The organism is Pectobacterium wasabiae CFBP 3304, from assembly GCF_001742185.1.
Lineage (GTDB): Bacteria > Pseudomonadota > Gammaproteobacteria > Enterobacterales > Enterobacteriaceae > Pectobacterium > Pectobacterium wasabiae.
Window position 1 is genome coordinate 2367629 of record NZ_CP015750.1, and the last position, 25880, is coordinate 2393508.

Genomic DNA, 25880 nt, shown 5'->3' on the forward strand with positions numbered 1-25880 from the left:
CAGCTTAATTTCATTGACAATGAATGATAATTGTTTCCATTATCATTTGTGATGTAGGTTTTATAATCAATACATTCCTATTGTTAATCATTAACAGTTATGAAAGATGAACAATAAAATTGATTAACATCAATATAACCCCTACTTAGATAGAGGCGATAACCTGTCTATGGAAGGATTGACCAAACGTGTGACTTCATTGTAACTTAACTGCGCTTAATATAAATGGTAATGATTTTAATAATCATTGGTATTTAACTTGCGAGCTCAGGAGTTGCCTTATGGATACACTGATTACAGAAACTGAAACATTTAGCGGGCTAACCTATTCGGAACAGACTGCTTTTTTATATGCATCGGAACACCGAAGCCTTTCTACTTCCGGCTTATTTGAACGTATTTCGTCCCCTGTTTGTGTTCCTGACTCGCATGATGACAGGCTTAGCCCTGCAATCGCGCAGGCGTTTCAGCGGGCGCGTCAGGCAGGGCAGTCGCTGCCTATTGTGGTGGGGGCGATCCCCTTTGATACCACGCAGCCGTCTTGTCTCTATATCCCTGATAATTATACCGTTACGACGAAGTCTGAACTCGTCAGCCGTGCCCGGAAGCACAGGACAGCATCACCCACTGCATTAACGCTAAACAGCGTTCCAGACGAACGGCAGTTCAAGTCCATTGTTGCACAGGCCGTTGAGCGCTTCCGTCGTGGAGAACTGAGCAAAGCGGTGCTGTCACGTATTCTGGACATTGAGCTGGCGGGGCCCGTTAAGGCGCAGACGATCCTCAGTAACCTGATGGTACAGAATTCGGGTGGATATCACTTCTCGCTGCCGCTGCCAGATGGGTCCGTATTACTGGGTGCCAGCCCAGAGTTGCTGTTGCGTAAGCAGGGAAATGTGATTGTCTCTAATCCACTGGCGGGTTCGGCTCGACGGATGAACGATGAACATCTGGACTATCTGAACAGCCAACATTTGTTGAAATCGGGTAAAGACAAGCACGAGCATAAGCTGGTGGTGGACGACATCCGTCAGCGCTTGATGCCGCTGTGCACGTCGTTAACCATTCCATCGGCCCCCTCGCTGATGAGTACCGCTTCCATGTGGCACTTGTCCACGGCGATCCGCGGTGAACTGGCGAACCCGGATATGACAGCACTTCAGGTCGCTTGTCAGCTACATCCGACCCCTGCATTGTGTGGTTTCCCCACGCAGGAAGCGCGTCAGTTGATCGCCGAACTGGAACCGCACGATCGTGGCGTATTCAGCGGCATTGTCGGCTGGTGTGATGCCAACGGCGATGGCGAATGGGCGGTAGCCATTCGTTGCGGCACCATCAAACACAATAAAGTCCGCCTGTTTGCGGGGGCGGGTATTGTTGAGGCATCCGTCCCTGAGGATGAATGGGCCGAAACTGCCGCCAAATTAAACACGATGCTGAATGCGTTTGGGCTTAACTCAGGTGTGGATGGATTATGAGCATTGAATTTACGCCTTGGCCAGAGGAACTGGCACAGCGTTATCGTGACAAGGGGTACTGGGTCGGCTTGCCGCTAACGGATGCCTGGGAGCGCCATCTGACGACACAGCCGGATGCGGTTGCCGTCGTTTGTGGCGAACGTCAGTGGAGCTATCGAGAGCTGGATCGACAGTCTTCCGCGCTGGCATCGCGCCTGACGGAAAGCGGGCTACGCTGCGGTGACACTGCGCTGGTACAACTGCCAAACGTCGGCGAATTTTATCTGACCTTTTTTGCGTTGCTGAAAATGGGCGTCGCGCCGGTTAATGCGCTGTTCAGCCATAACAAGCTGGAACTGCTGTCGTATGCCACGCAGATCGAACCGCGTTTGCTGATCGCATCAGCCGAGCATCCACTGTTTGGCAACGGTGAATTTCTGGATCGGCTACAAACGCAGGTTCCTGGCCTGCAAACGGTGGTGATGCTTGGTGACAGCCCGCTGGGACACAGTCTGTCTGACTGGTTGCAACTACCAGCTTCAACCAGCCAATATCAGCCTTCTGAATCGGGACAGGTCGCCTTCTTCCAGCTTTCCGGCGGCAGTACCGGTACGCCGAAGCTGATTCCCCGTACCCATGATGATTACTACTACAGCGTGCGCCGCAGCGTGGAAATCTGTGAGCTAACGCCACAAACCCGCTACCTGTGCGCGTTGCCGGCACCGCATAACTTCCCGCTAAGCTCACCTGGTTCGCTCGGCGTGTTTTATGCCGGTGGACGCGTGGTGCTGGCTCCAGATCCGGGGGCGATGACCTGCTTCCCGCTGATCGAACGCCATCAGATCGATATTACCTCGCTGGTGCCGCCCGCCGCCGCGCTGTGGATCCAGGCGGCCGAACAGTTTGGTGCGGCGCTGTGTAGCCTGAAGGTCTTGCAGGTGGGGGGGGCAAAGTTAAGTGAAACCGTCGCCCGACGCATCCCGGCGGTCTTGGGCTGCCAGCTACAGCAGGTGCTTGGGATGGCGGAAGGGCTGGTGAACTATACCCGACTGGATGACAGCGATGAACATACCTTCACCACGCAAGGCTACCCGATGAGCCCGGACGATGAAGTGAAGGTGCTAGACATAGAAGGTAATCCGGTGCCGAGAGGCGAAGCGGGGCTGCTGGCGACACGTGGCCCGTATACCTTCCGTGGTTATTACCGCAGCCCGGAACACAATGCCCGTGCCTTCGACAGTGAAGGTTTCTATCACTCGGGCGATGTGGTGCAGATGACCGAAGAGGGCTATTTGCGCGTGGTCGGGCGGGAGAAAGATCAGATTAACCGGGGTGGGGAAAAGATCGCTGCCGAAGAGATCGAAAACCTGCTGCTCAAGCATGACGGCATTCTCCATGCTGCGCTGGTATCCATGCCAGATCCGGTCATGGGTGAAAAGAGCTGCGCTTTTCTGGTGGTCAGCGATCCCTCTCTGAAAGCCATCGCGTTAAGAAAATATCTTCGTAATCAGGGGATTGCTGAGTTCAAACTGCCGGATCGCTTCGAGATGATCGACAGCTTACCCGTTACGCCAGTCGGCAAGATTGATAAGAAATTACTCCGTCAGCGCATTCAGGCGCAACTGAGCATTCAAGACCCAACGTAGTATTCAAAACCGATAAGGATGTTGTGATGGCAATTCCTTCTATCCGTCAGTATCAAGGTGTTCGATCGCCGGTCTGCCGTGACAGCCTGTCACCGGATGAAAGCAGCGTGGAAATGGTGTGGTAGGGAAAATGATGAATAAGGTACAACCTCTTCAGTTTGATTTCAGCGGGAAAACCGTCTGGGTAACCGGTGCGGCGAGCGGCATTGGCGAAAGTATTGCCCGCCAGTTTGTCGCGCTGGGCGCGAGCGTGATCGGTTTCGACCGCGAATTCCGACATCAGGCCTCCCCGGATAAAGATCGCCCATTTTCCTGCGTGACGTTGGATATCAGCGAGCCGGACAGCGTGGCAGCCGTGTGTCGCCAGCAACTGGCTGAAACGGGGCTCGACGTTCTGGTCAACGCCGCTGGCATTTTGCGTCTGGGTGACATCGATACGCTGAGCGTGGATGACTGGCACCAGTGTCTTAACGTCAATGCTTCTGGCACATTTTACCTGCTGAACGCACTGGTGCCGCATTTTAAGCGGCAGCGCCGTGGCGCGATTGTCTGCGTCGGCTCCAATGCCGCACATGTTCCTCGTATGCAAATGGCGGCGTACTGTGCCTCGAAAGCGGCGCTCACCAGCCTGTCTCACTGTGCCGGGTTGGAACTGGCACCTTACGGCGTGCGCTGTAATGTGGTGTCACCAGGATCGACGGATACGCCGATGCAACGCGGCATGTGGCACAGCGCCGATGCGGAACAGCGTACTATCGCGGGCTTTCCTGACCAGTACAAGCTGGGGATCCCGCTGAGTAAGATTGCGCAGCCGGAAGAGATCGGCAATACCGTAGTTTTTCTGGCTTCCGATCTAGCCAGCCACATCACTATGCAGGACGTGGTGGTGGATGGTGGGGCAACGCTGACGGCCTGATTTACGAAGAGAGAGGGCAGCGTGGCTGCCCTCTCTCTACTGCGTAAAAATGGCGTTCTCTGACGCGGCAACGATGCCTATCAGAACGATTGTAATGTACTGATTTTACCCTGCTGCCAGTTGATGTCAGATTGACGCAGTGACTGGCTGATATCCACAAGGCTATTGGATGGCAATGATTTCGGTAGCAAATCTAGTCCGATCGTCGAGAATATCTGGCCGTAGGTATTGCGTAGCTCTGCATAGGCCAGATCCTGACGTAGGCTGGCGTTGAGGGCGTTTAGCTCACCTTGAATCAACTGCAATTCGCCGATGCTGTTGGCCTTATAGCGGTTTCGTAGCTGTTCGACGATTTGGGTATCGAGATCGCGCAATTCTGCACTGGTTTTATACTGTCGCTGTGCCTCATTGAAGTTGGCTCGGGCGATGTATAGCTGCGCCATAATCGCCAGCGACATTGCCTGACGCTGTACTTCCGACACGGATTCGTTAGCCTGCGCCACTTTACGCGCGGCCGGGCCGGATAGCAGGTTAAACAGGTTCCAGGTCGCTTTCACGCCGACGTCAGCCCAACTGTTGTTAACCAGGAAGGAGTTGCTGTCATAGTGGCCGCCTGCGCTAATTTCCACGCCGGGTAGCATGCGCAGCAGCGCCTTACGGGTTTCAGCGGCATGAATTCTTACCTGATAATCCTGTTCGCGCAATTCCGGGCGGCTGACCAGCGCGGTCTCTTCCAGCACCCTTACATCGACATTCAATTGCGGTACGACTTCATCGCCGCTCTGTGGCAACGCGAGCTTGTAGGCCGTATCCAGCGGCAGATTCATCAAGGTTGCCAACTCCGTCTTGGCTAGCGACAGCGCACGGCGCTGCTCTTCCAACTGGCGCGTGGCGTCGATCAGCGCGCGCCGGTAGCTTAGTGCTTCAATCGGATCGCCAATCTGCTGCGATGACATGCGTTCGCTCGCGTCACGTGCAGCGTTAACACGGGCGATCAGGCTGTCAATCTGCCCCAACAAGCGTTCGGCGGCTACAGCGCGCCAGTAGGCGGAGCGCACGTCTTGCAGGATGGTATGCACCACCTTGCGTTTACGCTCTTCGGCTATCCAGCGTTGATCCGATTTCTGCTGGGCAGTAACGTAGCTGACGCCAAAGTCGAGCACGTTCCACACCATGGTCAGATCGGCCACCTCGCGGTCGCGATCTTGTGAGGTGGATGGCTCCAGAGAGGTGCGTCCCGTTTCTACGCTGCGACTACTGGAGGCGCTCATATTGTTACGCCCCACGTAGCCCGCCGATGCCGCCAGCTTCGGCAGCATATCGTAACGTGCCAGCTCCACCTGTTGCTGGCTCAGCGCATATTCCATCACCTTTAAGCGTGATTCGAGGTTGTATTTCAGCGCGCGCGCCATAGCATCATACAGCGTGATTGGTGCCGTGACCGGCTCCTGCTGGCTGAACATGGCGATTCGGTCCTGCTGGCTGCGCTGCCCGCTTTCGACCTTGCTGATCGGCTGGGTGGTCACGGCACAGCCGCTGGCGGCTAGCACGATGGCGCTAAGGCTAAATAGTTTCCGACCCTTTAACACGATTCCGCTCCTCGTCATTATCATCATTACTAATGTTATTCTTGTGATGGTTCTGGTTGCTCTTGCGATCGTCTTGCGTATCGCTGCACTGTCGCGCAGGGTTACCCTTGCTGCTGACCACTTTCCTGCAATGCTTGCTCAATGGCTGCCAGGCGTTGCAGTTCCGAATCACCTATCTGTTGTAATTGCTGATGCAGCGAGGGCGTAAATGCCATGGAACGCCCAGTGCCGTCATCGGCGCTATTCATTGCGCTACTCGCCCCATCGAATGGAACGTCCTTCCAACTGCCGCCGGAAAAAACCTCCATTGGCGTCAGCGAAGGCAGATAGATCCCCGAGAATGCGCTAGCCAGCGATGAGGTGCCGCCTAGCGCGGGATCTTTGCTGAAGCTGGGGAAGGAGCCTAGGGTGCTGTCAAAATTAACGCCAATACCGCTGGCTACGCCAGGTCCGAAAGTGCCCGCCACCTGGCTGACTGGGAGGGAGCCTCCCTCGGTGTTCTGGCGTCCGGTAGCGAAAATGGCAGACATCACTGACCTTGGTGCGCCGTCGTTACCCACGGTGAAACTGCCGAGCGACGGATTGGCAATCAGGTTATCCACCGTCGATGGTGCTGTCGTGACATCCTGCGTAGACAGTTGGCGCGTATCGCTGGATGACGCTGTTCTGCCGATACCGTCATTGGCTTTGAACTGCGGATCTCCGCCTACAAGGCTGCGTGTTACCGTCAGGCCAAAGCTGGTGCTGATGGACGTACTGCTGCCATCGGTGGCCGTTACCCGGATCACCAACGTACCGATATCACCATTGCCCGGCGTGCCGGAGAAGGTGCCGATAGTGGGATCGAAGCGCAGCCAGCTCGGCAGCGGTGACCCGTTGGCGAGGGTAGCGCTTAGCGTCAGGGCGTCGCCATCCGGATCGCTAAAGGTGCCGTTCGGAATGGTGAAGTTGAGGCTACCATCCTGCGCTACGCTTTGCGGCGGGATCGGGGTGGACACCACTGGCGTATCGTTAACATTGGTCACCGTCAGGCCAAAGCTGGTGCTAATTGAGGTGTTGCTGTCGTCGGTGGCCGTTACCCGGATCACCAACGTACCCACATCGCCATTGCCCGGCGTGCCGGAGAAGGTGCCGATGGTGGGATCGAAGCGCAGCCAGCTCGGCAGCGGTGACCCGTCTGCCCGTGTGGCACTAAGTGTCAGGGTATCGCCATCCGGGTCAGTAAACGTGCCTGCGGGTACGGTAAAGTTAAAGCCACCATCCTGTGCCACGCTTTGCGGTGGAATAGGGGTGGATACTACCGGGGCATCGTTGACGTTAGTGACCGTCAAGCCAAAGCTGGTGCTAATTGAGGTGTTGCTGCCGTCGGTGGCCGTTACCCGGATCACCAACGTACCCACATCGCCATTGCCCGGCGTGCCGGAGAAGGTACCGATAGTGGGATCGAAGTGCAGCCAGCTCGGCAGCGGTGAACCGTCTGCCCGTGTAGCACTGAGCGTCAGAGTATCGCCATCCGGGTCAGTAAATGTGCCTGCGGGTACGGTAAAGTTAAAGCCACCATCCTGTGCCACGCTTTGCGGTGGGATTGGGGTGGACACCACTGGCGCATCGTTAACATTGGTTACCGTCAGGCCAAAGCTGGTACTGACGGATGTGCTGCTGCCGTCCGTGGCCGTTACCCTGATCACCAGCATCCCGACATCGCCATTGCCCGGCGTGCCGGAGAAGGTGCCGATGGTGGGATCGAAGTGCAGCCAGCTCGGCAGCGGTGACCCGTCTGCCCGTGTGGCACTGAGCGTCAGGGTATCCCCATCCGGATCGCTAAAGGTGCCTGTCGGTACGGTAAAGTTAAAGCCACCACCCTGCGCCACGTTTTGCGCGGGAATGGTGGCTGAGACCACCGGTGCATCGTTGATGTTGGTGACCGTCAGGCTAAAGGTGGTGCTGACTGAGGCATCACCGTCGTTGGCGGTGATCTTTATCGTCAGATTGCCGACATCGGCGTTGCCCGGTGTACCAGAGAAGGTGCCGGTGGTCGTGTTAAAGGTCAACCAACTTGGCAGCGGCGAACCGTCTGCCCGTGTAGCGCTCAGGGTTAGCGTATCGCCATCGGGATCGCTAAAGGTGCCTGCTGGGACGGTGAAGTTCAGGCTGCCACCTTGTGCCACGCTCTGCGGCGGAATGGTGCCGGAGACCACGGGGGCATCGTTAACGTTAGTGACGGTCAGGCTGAAAGTGGTGCTGACCGAGGCATCACCGTCGTTGGCGGTGATCTTGATCGTCAGATCGCCGACATCGGTGTTGCCCGGCGTGCCTGAGAAGGTGCGGGTGGCGGGATTAAAGCTCAGCCAGCTAGGCAGCGGTGAGCCATTCGCCAGCGTGGCGCTCAATGTCAGGGTATCGCCATCGGGGTCAGTAAAGGTGCCAGCAGGCACAGTGAAACTCAGGCTACCATCCTGCGCCACGCTTTGCGCCGGTATCGGTGTCGCGACCACTGGCGCATGATTGACATCAGTCACGGTCAGATTGAAGGTGGTGCTCACTGAGGCATCGCCATCGTTAGCAGTGACCTTGATGCTTAAGATGCCGATATCGCTGCCGCTTGGCGTCCCCGTAAAGGTGCCGGTGGCGGGATTAAAGCTCAGCCAGCTCGGCAGTGGTGAGCCGTCGGCGAGGGTGGCACTGAGCGTCAGGGTGTCGCCATCCGGATCGCTAAAGGTGCCCGCAGGCATGGTAAAGTTGAACCCACCATCCTGTGCCACGGTTTGTGGCGGGATCGGGGTGCCTACCTCCGGCGCATCATTAACGTTGGTAACGGTTAGGCTAAAGGTAGTACTGACTGACGCATTACCATCGTTAGCGGTCACCTTGATGCTCAGGCTGCCGACATCACCATTGGCCGGGATACCGGAGAAGGTGCGGGTAGCGGCATTAAAGGTCAGCCAACTGGGCAATGCGGTGCCATTCGCCAGGGTAGCGGTAAATGTCAGGGTATCACCATCGGGATCGGTAAAGGTTCCAGCGGGAACGGTGTAACTCAGCGCGCTATCCTGTGCCACGCTTTGCGCCGGAATGGTAGCGGACACCACCGGTGCGTCGTTAACATTGGTAACGGTCAGGCTAAAACTGGTACTGACCGAGGCATCACCGTCATTAGCTGTCACTTTGATGCTCAGGCTACCCACATCGCCATTGCCCGGCGTACCGGAGAAGGTGCGGGTAGCGGGATTAAACGTCAGCCAGCTCGGCAGCGGTGAGCCATTCGCCAGCGTGGCCGTCAATGTCAGGGTATCGCCATCGGGATCGCTAAAGGTGCCCGCCGGAACGGTGAAATTCAGGCTGCCATCCTGCGCCACGCTTTGTGCCGGAATGGTGGCAGAGACCACCGGTGCATCGTTGACGTTGGTGACTGTCAGGCTAAAGCTGGTGCTGATCGCGGCATTGCTGCCGTCGGTAGCGGTGACTTTGATGCTCAGGCTGCCGACATGACTATTGGCCGGGGTACCGGAAAAGGTGCCGGTCGCCGGATCGAAACTCAGCCAGCCTGGCAGCGGCGACCCATCGCTCAGGGTGGCGCTCAGGGTGAGCGTATCGCCGACATCTGCATCGGTAAAGGTGCCCGCAGGCACGGTGAAACTCAGGCTGTCATCCTGTGCGACACTTTGTGCGGGGATCGGTGTGGCGACGACAGGCGCATCGTTGACGTTGGTGACCGTCAGGCTAAAGCTGGTGCTGATCGCGGCATTGCTGCCGTCGGTAGCGGTGACTTTGATGCTCAGGCTGCCGACATCACCATTGGCCGGGGTGCCGGAGAAGGTGCCGGTCGCCGGATCGAAACTCAGCCAGCCTGGCAGCGGCGACCCATCGCTCAGGGTGGCGCTCAGGGTGAGCGTATCGCCGACATCTGCATCGGTAAAGGTGCCCGCAGGCACGGTGAAACTCAGGCTGTCATCCTGTACGACACTTTGTGCGGGGATGGGCGTCGCCACCACCGGCGGATTGTTGACCACCACCGTCAGCGTTGAAGTCGCACTGCGGCTGGCATCGTCGTTCGCGGTGACGGTAATGGTGCGCACACCACCGGTCGGCGCGACCGCAGCATTAACATACACTATCGCGCGCAGCGCGGTCTGGAAGGCTTCCGTTGTGGCACCGCCAGTCAGCGTCACTGTCTGGCTACCGTTGCCGGACACGTTAATTCCCGCAGCATGTGCGGCTAACAGTGCTTCACGCGATAACGTGAGGTTCTCGCCACTGCCATCGATGGCGCCCGCCAGAGAAAGGTTCAATGTCCAGATACGCGTATCGCCATCTGTTTGGATCAGGCTTGCTAACGCGTCACTAATGGCGACGCCGTTATTCAGCGGCGTCGATACGGTCGCCGCATAATCCGTGCCGCTCCCCGCGCCATTCAAATCCAACTGCGGGCTAACGCCAGATGCAAACTGTGACTCATAGGCTCCGATATCAACGCTGTTCTGCCGCACACGATCCATGCCGCGAACATCTGTGTCGCCAGTCACATAAAAACGATCGCCCTGATTAATGGCATTGCTGGCGTTGACCGCCAGACGCGGATCGGTTGCCGAAACCAGATTGACGCTGCCGCCAATAATATTATTGGCGCCGTTCAGGGTGTAGGTCCCGGTGGAGCCGTTGTTGTACGTGACGAGATCCAGGGTATTGCCCGCAATGACGCTGTTATGTACGGAGGCTGTCCACCGGGTGGTGTTGTTGATAAATTCAAACACGATGCCCGCATCCTGCCCGGTGAAGGTGACATTCATCAGGCTGATGTTGGTCGCGGTCGGGTTGGACGAATTGGCAATCACATGGAGGGCGGCGGCACCGTATTGGTTCACGGTACCTCCAGGTTCTTTGTTGTTATAGATGGCCGAATTGGTGAGCGACAGTGAGACGGTCTGTTGGGTGCCGGACACGTAAAGCTTAATAACTCCATCGACAGACCCGGAGCCAGACAGGATGTTGTCGTGAATATTGACCCGATCCAGATCGACGATGTAGGTGCCCACATTGAGATTGTAGAGGTCGATCAGTCCGTTGCCCCAGCCGTTGTCGGTGTTTCCTGACATCGTGACATTGTAGAGACGGAAGTTAACATCCGTCGCGAAGCCGCTAATGCCCAGCACGCCGCCAGAATCCATGTTATCAGACGTTGTAAAATCGGTTAACGTCAGGTTCTGGATAGCAAAGGTCATCGTTGATGCCATAATCTGAAAACCTGAATAGCCGCCGCCATTCAAGGTAAAACTCTGCCCGTCGATCAGCAGGGTTTGCGTTGGTGACAGAATACTACTGTTTAGCGTAACGTCGGTTTGGAACACAATGCGATCGATGCCCGCCGTGACGTTGGCCCAGTGCAGCGCTTCACGCAGGCTCAAACCGCCGCCGTCACTCATATCCTCTGCCAGTGAACTGCCGAATACCGCATCAACGCCGGTATCGGCTCCGGACGTGACGTACAAGGCACCATTGCTATTCTGTACGTTGACCGACGCCTTGATGTTGAGTGCTGCTGTGTTATTGCTGCTGCCGCTGTCTCTGATACTGCTGAGTGTCACGTCACGCGTGGCGGTGGTGACGGTGCTGCTGCTGTTGCCGTAGCGCATGCCATCCACTAACCCCGCGACCTGACTGGCGTTGGCACTCATGGCACTCAGTTGCACGGTGACGAGGTTACCGGCGCGCGTCACGCTATAGTTACCGATACCGTCGAGCGAGCCGCTGTTGTTGGTCGCCAGACTGATGTTCTTGCCCGCAATATTGATAAACTCGCCGCCGTCGCTCACGTTGCTGACGGTGAGTGTCAGGCCGGAGAACGTCTGACCGCTGTCGTTGGTATTAGCGCTGACGTTGCTGAACAGGTCGATAGCGCCCGCCATTCCGCTGATAAACACCGGGTTACTGGCGCTGGCGCTCAGGGTCGGTGCCTGACTCGGTGCGGTGGTGGTGGCATCGAGTTTGACCACGCTGGCGGTCAGATTGCCTGCGCTGTCTTTGGCGACCATATACACATCGTACGCCGTTGCCGCCGCCAGGCCAGTCAGGGTAAAGGTGCGGCTGTAGGGCGCACTGTTGACGATGGTACTGCCTGAGGCGAATGCCAGACTGCCCGCAGCGTTCTGCCCGTTGACGATTTGGGTGGCGCTCGGCGCGGTGGCACCGTCTGGCAGCACCACATAATAGATGCTGCCTGCTTCGTTAAGGCTGCTGCTGAGGTCGAATCCGCTGCTGGTGGCATTCGACACCGCGGGGGCGATATCAAAGGTTGGCGCGACGTTATCTACCACCGTCAGCGTAAAGGTTTTTTCATAGGTATCGCTACCGTCGGAAACCTGTAGACGAATGGAGTAGGTGCCTGCCGCCATGGCAGCGGCATCCACCGCACGTAGTGAGTTGCCGACCAGCGTGAAGCGGGCGTTATCGGTGCTGCCGACGCCGCTGACCAACGAGTAAGTAAAGGTGGTGGAATCGACATCCGTGGCTGTCAGCGTACCGACCGTGCCGTTGCTGCCGATCGATTGGCCGAAGCTGCTTGATGAGAGCGTGATATCTGTCGGTGCATCGTTGACCGCAACCACGGCCACGGTGCTGGTGATATTGCCGGGGCTGTAGCTGTTGTTGCTGGCACCAGAATCGGTGACCTGAGTCAGGGTCACGACCCGCGCGGTGGTATGGGGATTCTCGCTGCTGTTGCCGTAGGTCATGCCAGATAGCAAGGTGCCCATATCGGCATTGCTCAGCGTTGCTCCGCTTAGGCTGATGGTGGCCGTGCCAGCGCTGAGGGAGACACTGGCTGAACCGTAACCGCTGCCGAGCGAGACGCTATTGCCATTGATCAGTGATACCTTGACGCCATTGATATTCAGGTATTCGGTACTGTCTGCTACGTTGGTTACGGTAAAGGTGGCGCCGGTAAAGGTTTGTCCACTGTCGTTGGTATCGGCGGTAATACCAGTGAATAAGCCGACGGCGGCACCGTTTTCGGTGTAGGTCGGATTGGTGCCGCTACCGCTGACGCTTGGTAGGGTATCACTGCTACCGCCAAGATTGGTCGACGTGAAGTGCCACACTAAAACCCCATCGCCTTTTGTACCGTCTTTGTCGATATGAAAGGTAATGGTTTTGTCGGTGCCGATAACGCTGGCTGAAAGCTCCGCCACACTGGTGGTTGCGCTGTTATCTTTGGTGATCGACGTGATAGCGAGCAATGTACCGTTAGTGAGGTTATTGAACACCAGGTCAAACGACTCAAGCCCCACAAACGGCCCCTGACCGTTGAGTATGGTCATGGTGATGGTCGAGGTGGCCGGGTCGATATCAATGTACCATTCGGAACTGGCTGCATCCCTTAAATCCAGGAATACTTCGCTGCCCGGCCCCACTGGGTTGGTGCTATAATCTAAACCATCGATCCACAGTGTCACCTCAGTATCGTTGACGTGCAGGGTATGCTGGTAGCTGTCCATCTGTAGCGTGGCGGCTTCAATCGCGCCGGTCTGTACTTCGAGTTCCCAGTTGCCACCCAAGCCGGTGTTGTCGGTTGAGGCAGCGATATCCGCGCCAGTGATCTGCCCCAGCAGAGAGACAAAGCTTTGCCCAGAATCCTGGGCAACTTCGCAGCCGTAAAGCAGTAAATCTCCTGATTCCGTCAGCGCTGCGCCCAGCGTGGCTAAATCGGCGGCGCGTGCGTCGGCCGTCTTGCTGTCCAGCGTTAACGAACCCAGTTGCAGTTCGCCCTCACCACCGTGGCTAAGTACATGAATTGCGTCATAGCCGCTGTGAGTTTTTGCCCATTCAGTCAGTTGGCTCAGACCATCTTTGCTGCCATCCAGCAATATCACTTCTACGCCTGACGGTACATTGTCCACCAGAGTTTGGTAATCGGTTAATGAGGTATCAATAAACACCACTTCTTTGCGCGAACCTTCACCAGCCACGGCGACATCGCTAGTGCCGTTATCTTGGGTCACCGCATGATCGCCTTGCCCATTATCGGTCTGATTGTTGTTGTGGGTCTGGGAGTCATCCTTGGCTGCGTTTGCGGGCTGTGCGGCCTCGCTAGCGTTTTGTGTAGCATCGGCCTGTGTGACGGTGGCCGCGACGGCGCCATCAAACATCATACGTGCTTCCAGTGCGTATCCGAGTGGTTGCGGCAAGGCTGCACTCGTCGTAGCGGCACGGTTGCGGGTTTTGCCTGTTTGTGTGAGAAGGCGCCAAAGCATAGGTTTACTCCCGGTCATCATTTTGGTGCAACGCTGTTTATCGGATAACAGCCGGATTTGCATTGCTGGGAGACGGAAAACCCCATGTAGTACTAAATGTAAAACAAATAATTGCTACATGATTGTTCTGTTGTCTTAATGTAAATTTAAGTGAAATATTAAAACTTGTGAATATAAATTTCCTAAAAGTAAGACAAATCTCTATTGATTTTTTTTGTTTTCAGAATTCATATTTTTAATGGTGAAATTTTCTTACGATAATTAATCCGTAACTCGATGATATTAATATTTAAGTCCTTGAATAAGGAAAGTGCCGGGAGAATTCCCGGCACGCTTAATTTTTCAAAAAATCAGCATGTCAAAACCCGGCTAGTTTGGATTGATTGGGTAGATACCTTGCACGGCAATACAGGCGGTCAACCCCATCGCGGGATCGCGCACCGAGAATGGCATTCCCCCCCGGTATTATTACCCACCACGGTTTCCGGCACTTTGACGGTGAACGACGGTAAGCTGGCTACCCCCGTCACGGTCACATCGGCGGGCAACGTCGATCCGCTGCCCGGTTTGGCTGCCTGATACGGCCCTTTAAAGCTGGCATTCTGAGTTGCTGCACCGACCGGTACGGTGGCACTGATCGCCGTCAGGAAGTTTGCACCTGCCGTCGGCGTGGCACCGCCCGTAGCGGGCGTAGCAGCGGCGAGCGGTAGCGCGGCCGTAACATTGAGATTGCCCGTGGTGGCAGGCACTAGCACATTAAAGGTGTTGGTGAGTGATTGCGTGGTGGGGTGGGTGTGAGGTGCGATATTGCTTGCCGCTAGAGTGGCGGTTTCGGCACCCAGCGATTGGCCGCGTGTTATCAGGCTGAGCCCCGCACCTTGCCCTGAGCCAACGAGGCTTCTACCGCGCAGGTCGGGCAACGTAAAATTGCCGGTTTGCTGCGAGCCGCCCCATAAATTGCCGATCAACGAATAGAGTGCCTGATAGCCGTTGATCGAGAGTGATTGCCCTGCTGCGGGCAGATAACCGCTCGGACAGTAACTGGTGACCATATAACATACCGAGCCGATATAGGGTTCATCGCCTGCACAGGCGGAGGCGTCTTCTGCATGAAACATCATAACGGCCAACGATGCCGCAAGGGCAGACTTGGCATAGAATCGTTTAGTTAACTTCATCATGAATCCCCTTGATAGAATGACTGTTTTTTTGTTGGTTTTACTCGGGTAAAGAGCGTGTTGATTAGCTGTCTTATTATTTTGTTGTTATCATATTGACTTATTTTTTAGTCACTTATGAACCATAGCTTAAGCGCGACTTTTTGTTGGTTACCGGCAGAAAAAAATAGCAATATTTTGAAAAATACCGCTTCACAGTAAATAGGCTGATGAGGGGAAATAGGTTGGCTGCGGGCTTAAAGGTGAAGTATTGCCCGCAAGGGTTGATTAGGGTCAAACAGAGGGATTAGGGTCGATCAAAAACCGCTTTCGCGGATGCCTAAGGCGGCGACGCGACGCCAGACCGCACCCAGTAGTGATTCTTTCTCTCCCGCCACGACTACGCTACCGCGCAGAGGCTGTTGTGGTAACTGCGCCTGAGAGGACAGGGTGAACTGCACGCGGTATTGTGCTTGTACTGGCTGCGGATTACGTTCGTTATCGCGCCGCACGGCAATCGGGCCGTGGCGATCGGAAGCGAGCATCTCTTGTTGTAGATAAGCGCTGCCTGTGGGAGCGATCTCATGAAGCGTGACGTCCAGACGGGGAAACGCGGGATCATCGGCAAGGAAGACGCCGTGCATGCCTTCTTGAGTGCGCCTGAGTGATTCCTCGGGGATATAGCCAACCACTCGGCCTTGTGCGGGTTCCACCACCCGAAGTAATGGCGTATCCGCCGTTAGCCAGCGCCCTGCCGTCATGTCACGTGCCAGATCGCGTACCATGCCCGTTTGCGGCGCCCGAATCGTCAGGCGTTGACGCTGTGCTGCTAACCCACGATAACGTGCTAACGCCTCCGCTAACTGCCGATCCATAACCTGGATTTCGCTGGCGGTTTCTTGTCGTGCAGCTCCACGTTGTCGCTGCTGTTGTAATTGGGCGATGCGTTGACGCTCAATATTGAGGCGGTAATCCAGATCGACCGAGGTCAGCTCCAGCAGAATGTCCCCGGTATTAACCCGCTGACCATCGGTGACGTGTAGCTGATTAACCTGTGCTGGTACCGGACTGTAAAGGGTACTGACCTTGTCCGCCTCTAACACGGCGGGAATGCGGATACTGCCACCCCACGGATAGAGCAGAATCAACAATAGCGTCAGGCAGATCAGTGCACTGCGCAAAAAAGCGGTAGGGTGTATTGATTTACGCATTGACCACCAGGCATAAGCTTCTTTCACTATCGGAAGCGCGATAAACCAAACGATCTCAACCAGCATTAACCCAATGCCGATTACCTTGATAAAAAAGTGGTAAACCACCAGCGCGATGCCAAAGAACAGGAAAAAGCGCCATATCCAGGAGGCATAACCCCACACCAGCAGTTTGCGCTGCAGCGATGGGGATAAGTTTTCCGGCGCTGGGTGACCATGACCAAACAGACTTTCCCGCAACCGCCAGCGGCAGAGCGCATAGGCACGTTCTTGCAAGTTTTCTACTCGCCAGAAATCGCTCAGTAAAAAGTAGCCATCGAAGCGCATCAAGGGGTTAAGGTTGACGACCAGCGTGGTCAGCCACGTCGCGCTGGAAAGCATAAACGCCGCCGTGCGTGCCGGGCCATCGGGCAGTAATGCCCAGACCAAGAGCGCAATCACCGCCAACATCAGTTCGGCCAGAATGCCGCCTGCGCCGATCAGCAAACGCGCCTGACGATCCTTCAGTTTCCAGGCATCGGTGGTGTCAGTATAAAACAAGGGAAATAATACGATAAAGGCAACGCCCATGCTTTGCACGCGGCAGCCTGCTCGTTTCGCCATAAAGGCGTGGCCTAGTTCATGGATAAATTTGGCGAATACCAGAGATATACCGAACACAGCCATGCCAGACAGGCTGAACAGATGCGGAAACGAATGGGTGTAACGTACCCAGTCTCGACTGACCAAAAATAAACCCAGCAGCAGGATTAATGGAAATATCCAGATCAGAAAGGGCGCACCATAGCGCTGTAGCCACGGCCAGCAGCGGTTGAGTACCGGATCGGGTCGCCACAAAGGAATACGGAAAAACAGATACTGGTGCAGCACGCTTTTCCACAAGCTGGTGCGCATCGCCTGGGCTTTGCCCAGATAGCGCTGACGTTGTTCAGGATCGCTTGCTGCGACCAGATCGTGCTGGCGCAGGAACTGCATCAGTTGCTCCAACTCTTTCACTCGCAGTGGCAGGCCAGGCTCACTGTTGGCGGCAGCCAGGATTTGCTGTGGCTGGCGCAACGACCAATGACGCAGCAGGCGGATAGCCGAGGGGGTCAGGGTAAAATAACGTCCGGTTATCGGATCGGACAGCACCCACTGCGGGGCTCCGTTGATGCCAGGGGCTGATTCTGCCAATTGAAGATCGGCGCGTAGGGGAGGCAGTTGCGGATTCATAGCCCAATTGCCTGACGGATCACTGCCAGCGGTCGACGGAACAGATAAACGGCAAGGGGAACATAGTCGCCGGAAATTTTTGCCGTGCCGCGCAGGCCGATACGTGGTGGTGTGTCAGTAAAGCGTGCATCCAGACGATAGGCCAGATTGCCGGCTGGCGTCAGTTCAGACTCATAGGCGATACGTTCTAACAATGCGGCGTGCGGCGTCAGTGGATCACTGTCCAAAAACAGGGTAATGGGTGCCTCTTGCTGCAACCGGATGGCGTCGCCCACGTCCAACTCGATGCGTAACGCGGTGAGTGCGGGGTCTGCTAACTCCATCAAACGTTCGCCGGTGCGTACCGGCTTACCCATCCAGCGTGTGGCGTCGGCGAACACCGCAATGCCATCCCGTTCGGCACGGACCTCTGAACGACTCAGCAAGGCATTGGCGTAATCGCGTTCCGCTCGTTTTTGTGCCACCTGAGCAGCGAGAAAGTCGAGCCGCGCTTTGGAGTCTGCATCCTGAAACGCGCGTTGGGAACTCGCACGGTGTTCCGCTTCGGCGACATTCAGCGCACGTTCGGCCACATCCGCCTGGGCTTTCAGGCTTGTACTGTCAAAGCGAACCAACACCTCCCCTTGACGCACACTCTGGTTCGGTAACACGGTGAAAGATTGGATCACGCCGTCCAGCGGGGCGGCGACGACACGGCCTTGATGAGGAATAACTTCGGCGGGTGCCAACACGGACTGGCGCACCGGAATAAACAGACAAGCGAGCAGTAGCAGCACAGGCACGGCGATCTTCCATCGAGCCTGTCGGCGACGCCAGAGGGTCGTTTGCGGTTCGAGTGCCAGCCAGGCGTGGCTAAAAGCGCCGCTGAGTTGTTCCGCCAGCACCTGATCGGTACTCTGCCACGGCTGTTCTCGTGCATACCAAATGGCACCGAAGGGTTTCCCCTGACGATCGTCGAGGGGCGACCATAGTGCCTCTGGGGCAGACAGCGCCTGCCAATCTTTACGGCTTTGTTCATCAAGCTGTGAGGCTTCAATCACTGTACATTGGGCCAACGTTTGCTCATCGGCAGATGACAACTGGGTGCAGGCACGTTCAACAAAAGCGACAAAGGGCGCATGGGGCGCGGGTTGGGTGACGCCGGTTACGGCGCGCACTCGACCATTGATGATCAAGGCGGCATGGCGAAAACCGAACAGCGGCTGGCTGTCGTTGACGATGCAGTAAGCCAGCTCTTCGGTGCTGTTGGCTGCCCGCGCTTGCCGTTCAACGTCAAGGAAACGGGCAAACGTGGCGGTGCTGGCAGACGTTGGCATAGTGCTCACCGGGCCTCCGAAAACTGGGCCGTTCCGCTCATCCCTGCCATCAAGGTATCGTCCGCGTGAGCCAGCGTACCCGTCAGGCCGAGGGTTTGACTGCTTTCATCAATGCGTGCGCCAAGTCGTGTGACTTTGGCTTGTAATGGCTTACCGGTTTCATCGGGGGTGAAGGTAAAGGTTAATCCGGGTTTTAGTACCGACAACAGACGTGATGGCACCAGCAAGTTGATCTCCAGATGGTGATTATTGACGATATCCAGAACCGGCGCGCCAATACCAACGCTTTCGTATGTTTGGGAGCGGCGTTTTACCACTTGTCCATCGAACGGGGCCAGAAGGCGGCAGCGGTTGACCTGGATTTGATAGACCTGGCTTTCCGCCTGAGCCTGTGCAAAGTGCGCTGCGGATAACGATACCGCGTGTCTCCCTACCGATTTCATCTGTGCCAGTTGCTGATTTTGGCTCAGTTCCGCTTCTGCGGCTCGCGTGGCAGCAGAGGCTGCGGCCAATTGGGCCTGATAAATCGAACAGTCAAACCGCACTAAAAGATCGCCTTTCTTGAAGGATTCTCCTTCTCGAAACGGTATTTCTACAATACGCCCAGCCAAATCGCTGGACAGCGTGGCTTGATCGACGGCGATCAGGATCCCTCGCGCCTGATTGTCTGCGGGTGCAGCGGTTTGATTATCATGAGAAGGCATCGCCAAGAGTGGGTCGCTCGTTTGGGCATGAGCGCTAAACGCCAATAGGCAAAATGCCAGCGGCGTAAAAGCGCGACGAAGTGCTGAGTTATTGAAACTATTCACACTGACCTGCCTTAATTTGTTGAGGTGTGTGCCACGTCAGAAAAGGTAAAGAAACTTTCTGAATTTCACTTCATTAGCGGTGCTTATTTTGGAAGATATCATGGTACAGAATGGGTCAAACTGACAACACCAATAAAGCGTCGTTGAACAATTCCTGTTCATGTCTCTGTGCATCACTGCGATTGTGATGAAAGGCTTGATGATGAGGGCAGAGGGCTGCCCTACGACATGATAGCGACACTATTCCACCACGATGGGAAGAAAAAGAGTCACAGGGTGCAACTTACTGGTGTTCCCGATCGGTGTTATCACCAAACGTGATTGCACGACTACGTGCGTCAATACGCGCTTTATCGCGGTTGAAACCCATCTTCGCTCGGACGCCACCCAGCATATCGCTCCGTTGATAGATTTCGTTCGCACGGTCGTGGTTGTACTGGCTACTGGAGGGGGAACGGCACGCGTTGTCCTTTTGACATTTGCTATCGCAAAAATACATCGAATTATTCAGGGTAAAGGTGAGCTTATCTTTTCATGGTAATTATTTTCCTATGAATGATATATGTAGCAGTGGATATGCATAAAAGTAGTATTTCCTTTCTTGATCTTCCATTTCAGATGGAAATTGAAGCAAAAAACCAAAAATATCCGTTTTTTTGATTTTTTAACATGAATAATTGTGTGTGTCTGACGTTATATTCTATTTTTTTGGGTTTTTTTGTTGTTTAAATTGATGCTATTTCAATAAGGTAGGTGAAATAAAAAAATAAACGAAAAATTTTCACCCCTATTGCAGTGTTTTTTCCAATGAATAGAATTGCTCCGTTGGTATATTTAATTGAAATAAATATAAAGTCGCGTGGTCTTTTGATTGTTGCACTTGGTTTACTAGGGAAAGTTTACCCCCAACTCTATGGTACATAGGAGATAACCATGTCTATCATTTTACCTCATCATGCCCCAACGGATTCCTATAAGGGGTGTACGCCAGGCTCACGCCGCAGTGCGCTCCGTGAATTATTGCAGCAGCAAAAAGGCATTCGTGTGATGGAGGCTCACAGTCCGCTTTCTGCCTTATTAATCGAGCAAGCTGCTTATGAAGATGGCGATATTCATTATCAATTTGATGCGTTTTGGTCTAGCTCGCTCACCGATTCCACTTTGCGCGGAAAACCCGATACGGAGTTAGTGGACATCAGCCATCGTTTTCATGCGATTACGGAAATATTTGATGTTACTACCCGTCCATTAATTTTTGACGGTGATACTGGCGGGCAAACGGAACATTTATCCCACCGTATTCGTGCTGCCGAAAATCTGGGTATTTCCGCCATGATTATCGAAGATAAAACCGGCCTGAAAAAGAACTCTTTATTTGGTAATGATGTAAAACAAACGCAGGCTTCTGTAGCGGATTTTTGCGAAAAAATTACGACTGCCAAAAAAGCACAACTGACGCCCGAGTTTATGCTAATCGCGCGTATTGAGAGCCTGATCCTCGACGTCGGTATGGAAGATGCGATAAACCGTGCCTTGCATTATGCTGATGCCGGTGCCGATGGCATTATGATCCACAGTCGACATAAGAACCCCTCTGAGATTTTAGCTTTCGCTAAACAATTCCGCGATCATTATCCACATTTACCTTTGGTTTGTGTCCCTACCAGTTTTAACGATATTACTTTCGATCAGTTGATTGATGGTGGATTCAATATTGTTATTTACGCAAACCATATGTTACGTGCGGCTTATCCTGCGATGAAATCAATTTTACCAGAAATCCTCAAGCATGGTCGAACGCTGGAAGTTGAGGATCAATGCATGTCGATAAAAGATATTCTGGATCTTATACCCGGCACGCGATAGCGAAATATTTTGGGGCGTCAGTATAATTATTATCATCACGCTATTAATTGGCGTGGTAGGCGTGTTGTTATTATTTAACGCCATGGCGTTGCCCAAATTATCCACACCACATAATGATAAAATCAAGGCGTCATCATTGTTGTTAATGACAACATGGAGCGACAGGATGATGCAAAGGGAAGGTTTATTATGATTGACCCTAATAAGCTTATCGAATTTCTGGTTCAACGCGGCGTGCATTTTTTCAGTGGCGTCCCTGATTCATTATTAAAAGCGTTTTGTCTGGCGATCGGAAGTAATAACGGTGGGCTTGCGCACCGTATCGCGAGTAATGAAGGTTGTGCGATGGGGATGGCGATTGGGCATTACCTGTCTACGCGAACGCTACCCGTGGTCTATATGCAAAATTCAGGGTTAGGCAATGCGATCAACCCCCTTTGCTCCCTGGCTACGCCGGATGTGTATGGTATTCCGCTATTACTGATTATCGGCTGGCGTGGCGAAGTCGATGCTAGCGGTAAGCAACTGCACGATGAGCCGCAGCATGTTATGCAGGGGCGAGTCACATTGCCTCAACTCAATGTGTTGGATATTCCGCATATCGTGCTGGATAGCCATAATCCCCCCTGTGGGATGATATTCAGGCTTTGCTCCAGTGTGCGCATGATGAACACCGTCCTGTGGCGCTGGTGGTGAGAAAAAATACCTTTTCCTCGGCAGCCACGCCTGACCATCCAGTCGCTGAGCAGGCGCTGATGCGGCGAGAAGCCATTGTCGCTGCATGCCTGAACGTGCTGCCGTCCCATCTCCCTATCGTCAGCACCACGGGCATGTTGTCGCGTGAGCTTTATGAATTACGCGAACAGCGTGGTGAAGGGCATCAGCGAGATTTTTTGACCGTCGGTGGCATGGGGCTTGCCAGCCAGATCGCACTGGGTCTGTGCGATGCACAGCCACAGAGAAAAGTCGTTTGTCTGGATGGCGATGGAGCGCTGTTGATGCACATGGGCGGGCTGACGAACACCGCCCAGGCCAACAACCTGATACATATCGTCATCAATAACGGCGCGCATGACTCCGTCGGAGGGCAGCCCACGGCGGCCTCACGCTTGCCGCTAGCGCCTATCGCGGCTGCCAGCGGCTATGGCACAACGTACTACGTTGAAACGGAAGAAGCCTTACAAACTGCGCTGCAACAGGCACTACAGGCACAAAGTAGTCAATTCATTGAGGTGAGATGCCGAGTGGGTCATCGCAGCGATCTGGGGCGGCCAGCGACGTCCCCCGCGCAGAACCGCGATGCATTTATGCAGTTTCTTAATCCCCCTTCTCAGGCTTCTTGAAGGCCCGTCCCCTAGCGACAAGGATTGCCGATATGACTCATTCTGTTTCTTTAGTTGGCGTTGGTGTATTAGGAAAAGCTATCTCGCTCAGACTATTACAGCGCCATTTTTCGCTCAGCGTGTTCAACCGGACTCACCGTAAAGCGAGCGAGGTTGCCGACGAAGGTGCGCAAGCCGTCCCTGAATTGCATCAACTGTTCACACAGGAAAAACAAGTTGTGCTTATCTGCCTGAAGGATGCGGAGGCGATACGTGAGGTTTTTCAGGCGGAGGAGGTTACACAGAAACTGACCCGCTATCGCCCTCTTTTACTCAATATCAGCACGATAGGGCCGGAAGAGAGCCGCTGGATGGAAACCTTTTTTCACCAGCACGGTGCGCATTATGTGGAGTGCCCCGTCTCGGGCGGACCAGAAGGTGCGCGGCAGGGCAAACTTGCCGCCTGGGTAGGACCTTGTGCGGATGGCTTTGCCGACGCGATTAACGATGTCATCACCAGCCTGTCAGATCGCTATGTACTGATGGCGAGTAACCACAGTGCGCAGACCATGAAGGTGATTAATAACTATTGTGAGGCGGTGCATCTGCTGGTGGCGGCGGAAGCGCTATTGCTGGCGGAGGCTCATGATATCGCCCCAGACGTGCTGGCAAATGCGCTAACGCTGGGGCGCGGACGCTCGACCTACATGGAGGTCATGCTGGATCGCTACCTGAACCCGCGTGAAACCGTGTCGGTTCCTTTATCGATCCGCCTGAAAGATCTCGACTTGGCCAATACGCTTTTTCAGCGCTCTGCGATCCACAGCGAATTCTTTGATACGGCGCGTCAGCGTTATCAAAACACGGCCGATCTCTCGAACGATCCTCAGGATCAAACCGCCTGCTTTTCTTATCTTTCACGTACCTTGCTGACGGGGAGGGAGTAGATGCCTGAGCTAACACAGCGACAACGTTGGATGTCTATTCTCGCTCATAGCGACCCTACTGAGCTGGTAGAACACTGGGACACGCTGCACTTTTCCGCACATTACCAGCTTTTACGCCCGACGCAGATTGGTTTGATCCAGTTGCAGGGGAGAATGGAAGTTGATGGTCCGCGTTTTATTGTGGGTGACATGACGGTGACCCGCGCGGCGGTACAACTGGAGGATGGGACATGTGGCTACAGCTATATCGCAGGCAGAAACAAGCCGCATGCCGAGCTCTGTGCCTGGATCGATGCGCTCCTGCAAACCCGATCCTATTTCCATGAAATATGGGAGCGAATCATCACACCGTTAGCAGACCAACAGCGTGTTCACCGGGAACAGCAACAGCAGGAAGTGGCTGCCAGCCGGGTGAATTTCTTTACTTTGGTCAGGGGAGAATGATTTGTCATGACAACGATGACGGGCTTCGCCCACCCCGTATTTGGCACACAGCTCTGCTTTCGCAAAATCGTGAAGGCAATGAGTGAGCCGGGTTCTCTGGTTACGGTTCCCAATGTTTCTGGTCTGGAAGCGATGTCGTCTGCAACCGCCGCCACGCTGCTTACGCTGACCAGCCACACCACACCGCTGTTTATCGATCCCAAGATCGGTAATCCACTGCTGCTGCGCACGCTGTGCCTGCATACGAATGTGCCGATCGCCACGACGTTCGAAGAGGCTTATTTTGTGCTGTTGAGTGGAAACCGCTTTTCTTATGACCTGATGGCGCTCTCCTGCGGCAGCGAAGTCGAACCAGAAAAATCCACCACCGTTATTTTAGAAGTCGAAGGTATGCACGATGGGCCGTGTTTGAAGCTGACCGGGCCGGGCATCAAGACGCATCGCATTATTTCTCCCCGTCTGCCCGGTAGTATCCGGCACTACCTGTGCAACCGTCCCCATGCCTTCCCTACCGGATTGGATTTTCTCTTTACCTCTGGGAAAAAGCTCTTTGCAATCCCCAGAAGTACCCACGTGGAGGAATGCTAATGTATGTTGCCGTCAAAGGTGGGGAGAAGGCCATAGAGGCCGCCCACCAGCTACAAGCCTGCCGCCGCCGCGGGTGTACGGATATACCAGAACTAGACTGTTCACAGATAGAACAGCAGCTTAATTTAGCCGTCGATCGGGTCATGACTGAAGGCAATATTTATGACCGCCAACTTGCCGCGCTGGCCATCAAGCAGGCCAGTGGCGATCTGGTGGAAAGTATCTTTCTTTTACGAGCCTACCGTTCCACGCTGCCACGCTGGGGAATCAGTCAGCCGCTTAATACGCCCAACATGCGCCTTGAACGCCGTGTTTCGGCTATTTTCAAAGATTTACCGGGCGGGCAGTTACTGGGTCCGACCTATGACTATACCCATCGCCTGCTGGATTTCTCTTTGCTGGCCGACGGTGAGGATCCTGTCGCTCCGCCACCTGGCGCTGTTGATGAGGATGAAGGAACTCGTGAACACATTCCCCATGCGTTTCAGTTCCTTTCTCAACAACACCTCGTCCCTGAACGGAATATCAGCGACGATAGCGATCCGCCTGATATCACGATGGAACCCCCAAGTTACCCCGGCACGCGGGCATCGCGTCTCCAGCAACTGTTTCGCGGTGACGAAGGGTTTCTTCTCTCGCTCGGGTATTCCACCCAGCGCGGCTATGGGCGTAATCATCCGTTTGTTGGAGAGATCCGCACGGGATACATCACCGTCAGTATCGTCGCCGAAGAGGTGGGATTTGCCATCGATATAGGGGAAATCCTGCTCACCGAGTGTGAAACCGTGAACGGCTTTGTGAAACCCGTCAGCGACGCACCGCATTTTACCCGTGGCTATGGGCTAGCATTCGGCCGCTCGGAACGTAAGGCCATCACGGTGGCATTAGCCGATCGCGCACTTCAGGCCGCTGACTATCAAGAAGAGGTACGCGGCCCGGCTCAGGATGAGGAGTTTGTCCTCTCTCATGCTGACAATGTCGAGGCTGCGGGTTTTGTCTCACATCTGAAGCTCCCACATTACGTCGATTTCCAGTCAGAGCTTGAGCTATTAAAACGACTGCGTGAGGAACACCTCGCTGCCGCGCCAAGGAGAAAAGAGTGATAAATCAGACGGCGACCTCCCGCCAGAAAGACAGCCCGCCAGAAACGGAAT

Annotated in this window: 16 protein-coding genes; 10 read left to right on the forward strand and 6 right to left on the reverse strand. The window is 54.8% G+C overall.

Going from position 1 to position 25880, the window contains the following annotated elements; genetic code table 11:
* Positions 1-281: 281 nt before the first annotated feature.
* The 3 genes from A7983_RS10740 to dhbA all read left to right on the forward strand — a co-directional run bounded on the left by A7983_RS10740 (position 282) and on the right by dhbA (position 4019).
* Positions 282-1478 (forward strand): isochorismate synthase, encoded by a 1197-nt coding sequence (locus tag A7983_RS10740; protein WP_005971052.1) that lies wholly within the window; start codon positions 282-284, stop codon positions 1476-1478.
* Entirely contained in the window at positions 1475-3103 is a 1629-nt protein-coding gene (locus A7983_RS10745; RefSeq protein WP_005971050.1) for a (2,3-dihydroxybenzoyl)adenylate synthase, read from the forward strand. The genes A7983_RS10740 and A7983_RS10745 overlap by 4 nt, the downstream gene beginning before the upstream one ends.
* Positions 3104-3233: 130 nt before the next feature.
* Positions 3234-4019, forward strand: a complete 786-nt coding sequence (dhbA, locus tag A7983_RS10750; protein ID WP_039479089.1) for a 2,3-dihydro-2,3-dihydroxybenzoate dehydrogenase — start codon at positions 3234-3236, stop codon at positions 4017-4019.
* An 80-nt stretch (positions 4020-4099) separates the two neighbouring features.
* Here the strand turns inward: dhbA and A7983_RS10755 are convergent, their stop codons facing one another.
* From A7983_RS10755 to A7983_RS10780, 6 genes are all read right to left on the reverse strand, one after another.
* Complete coding sequence (locus A7983_RS10755; RefSeq protein ID WP_005971038.1) at positions 4100-5608, reverse strand: TolC family protein; 1509 nt, start codon at positions 5606-5608, stop codon at positions 4100-4102.
* A gap of 101 nt (positions 5609-5709) precedes the next feature.
* On the reverse strand, positions 5710-13854 hold the full coding sequence (locus A7983_RS10760) for a putative Ig domain-containing protein (protein WP_069704159.1): 8145 nt from the start codon (positions 13852-13854) through the stop codon (positions 5710-5712).
* Between the two features lie 416 nt (positions 13855-14270).
* Positions 14271-15035 (reverse strand): phage tail protein, encoded by a 765-nt coding sequence (locus A7983_RS10765; RefSeq protein ID WP_237028214.1) that lies wholly within the window; start codon positions 15033-15035, stop codon positions 14271-14273.
* A gap of 293 nt (positions 15036-15328) precedes the next feature.
* Positions 15329-17434, reverse strand: a complete 2106-nt coding sequence (locus tag A7983_RS10770) for an HlyD family efflux transporter periplasmic adaptor subunit (RefSeq protein ID WP_005971032.1) — start codon at positions 17432-17434, stop codon at positions 15329-15331.
* Positions 17431-18750, reverse strand: coding sequence for an efflux RND transporter periplasmic adaptor subunit (locus A7983_RS10775; protein ID WP_167354032.1), 1320 nt, complete (start codon positions 18748-18750; stop codon positions 17431-17433). The genes A7983_RS10770 and A7983_RS10775 overlap by 4 nt, the downstream gene beginning before the upstream one ends.
* Positions 18751-18755: 5 nt before the next feature.
* Complete coding sequence (locus A7983_RS10780; protein WP_005971028.1) at positions 18756-19559, reverse strand: efflux RND transporter periplasmic adaptor subunit; 804 nt, start codon at positions 19557-19559, stop codon at positions 18756-18758.
* Between the two features lie 933 nt (positions 19560-20492).
* Here A7983_RS10780 and aepX point away from each other — a divergent pair.
* The 7 genes from aepX (at position 20493) to A7983_RS10810 (ending at position 25829) form a co-directional block, all read left to right on the forward strand.
* A complete protein-coding gene (gene aepX / locus A7983_RS10785) occupies positions 20493-21425 on the forward strand; it encodes a phosphoenolpyruvate mutase (protein WP_005971024.1) in 933 nt (310 codons plus the stop codon).
* Positions 21426-21614: 189 nt separating this feature from the next.
* Positions 21615-22121, forward strand: a complete 507-nt coding sequence (locus tag A7983_RS24460) for a thiamine pyrophosphate-binding protein (RefSeq protein ID WP_237028215.1) — start codon at positions 21615-21617, stop codon at positions 22119-22121.
* Entirely contained in the window at positions 22115-22768 is a 654-nt protein-coding gene (locus A7983_RS24465) for a thiamine pyrophosphate-dependent enzyme (protein ID WP_322788154.1), read from the forward strand. The genes A7983_RS24460 and A7983_RS24465 overlap by 7 nt, the downstream gene beginning before the upstream one ends.
* Before the next feature lie 32 nt (positions 22769-22800).
* The gene (locus tag A7983_RS10795) at positions 22801-23694 is read left to right on the forward strand and encodes an NAD(P)-dependent oxidoreductase (protein WP_005971022.1); all 894 of its coding nucleotides are present in this window, start codon (positions 22801-22803) and stop codon (positions 23692-23694) included.
* The gene (gene phnG, locus A7983_RS10800; protein WP_005971021.1) at positions 23695-24138 is read left to right on the forward strand and encodes a phosphonate C-P lyase system protein PhnG; all 444 of its coding nucleotides are present in this window, start codon (positions 23695-23697) and stop codon (positions 24136-24138) included.
* Positions 24139-24144: 6 nt separating this feature from the next.
* Positions 24145-24726, forward strand: a complete 582-nt coding sequence (phnH, locus tag A7983_RS10805; protein ID WP_005971020.1) for a phosphonate C-P lyase system protein PhnH — start codon at positions 24145-24147, stop codon at positions 24724-24726.
* On the forward strand, positions 24726-25829 hold the full coding sequence (locus A7983_RS10810; RefSeq protein WP_005971018.1) for a carbon-phosphorus lyase complex subunit PhnI: 1104 nt from the start codon (positions 24726-24728) through the stop codon (positions 25827-25829). The genes phnH and A7983_RS10810 overlap by 1 nt, the downstream gene beginning before the upstream one ends.
* The last annotated feature ends 51 nt before the right edge of the window (positions 25830-25880 follow it).

What these genes read in the sequence shown, in the direction of transcription:
- A7983_RS10740 (WP_005971052.1), top strand. Translation starts at nt 282, where the DNA reads ATGGATACACTGATTACAGAAACTGAAACATTTAGCGGGCTAACCTAT.
- A7983_RS10745 (WP_005971050.1), top strand. Translation starts at nt 1,475, where the DNA reads ATGAGCATTGAATTTACGCCTTGGCCAGAGGAACTGGCACAGCGTTAT.
- dhbA (WP_039479089.1), top strand. Translation starts at nt 3,234, where the DNA reads ATGATGAATAAGGTACAACCTCTTCAGTTTGATTTCAGCGGGAAAACC.
- A7983_RS10760 (WP_069704159.1), bottom strand. Translation starts at nt 13,854, where the DNA reads ATGCTTTGGCGCCTTCTCACACAAACAGGCAAAACCCGCAACCGTGCC.
- A7983_RS10765 (WP_237028214.1), bottom strand. Translation starts at nt 15,035, where the DNA reads ATGATGAAGTTAACTAAACGATTCTATGCCAAGTCTGCCCTTGCGGCA.
- A7983_RS10770 (WP_005971032.1), bottom strand. Translation starts at nt 17,434, where the DNA reads ATGAATCCGCAACTGCCTCCCCTACGCGCCGATCTTCAATTGGCAGAA.
- A7983_RS10775 (WP_167354032.1), bottom strand. Translation starts at nt 18,750, where the DNA reads ATGCCAACGTCTGCCAGCACCGCCACGTTTGCCCGTTTCCTTGACGTT.
- aepX (WP_005971024.1), top strand. Translation starts at nt 20,493, where the DNA reads ATGTCTATCATTTTACCTCATCATGCCCCAACGGATTCCTATAAGGGG.
- A7983_RS24460 (WP_237028215.1), top strand. Translation starts at nt 21,615, where the DNA reads ATGATTGACCCTAATAAGCTTATCGAATTTCTGGTTCAACGCGGCGTG.
- A7983_RS10795 (WP_005971022.1), top strand. Translation starts at nt 22,801, where the DNA reads ATGACTCATTCTGTTTCTTTAGTTGGCGTTGGTGTATTAGGAAAAGCT.
- phnG (WP_005971021.1), top strand. Translation starts at nt 23,695, where the DNA reads ATGCCTGAGCTAACACAGCGACAACGTTGGATGTCTATTCTCGCTCAT.
- phnH (WP_005971020.1), top strand. Translation starts at nt 24,145, where the DNA reads ATGACAACGATGACGGGCTTCGCCCACCCCGTATTTGGCACACAGCTC.
- A7983_RS10810 (WP_005971018.1), top strand. Translation starts at nt 24,726, where the DNA reads ATGTATGTTGCCGTCAAAGGTGGGGAGAAGGCCATAGAGGCCGCCCAC.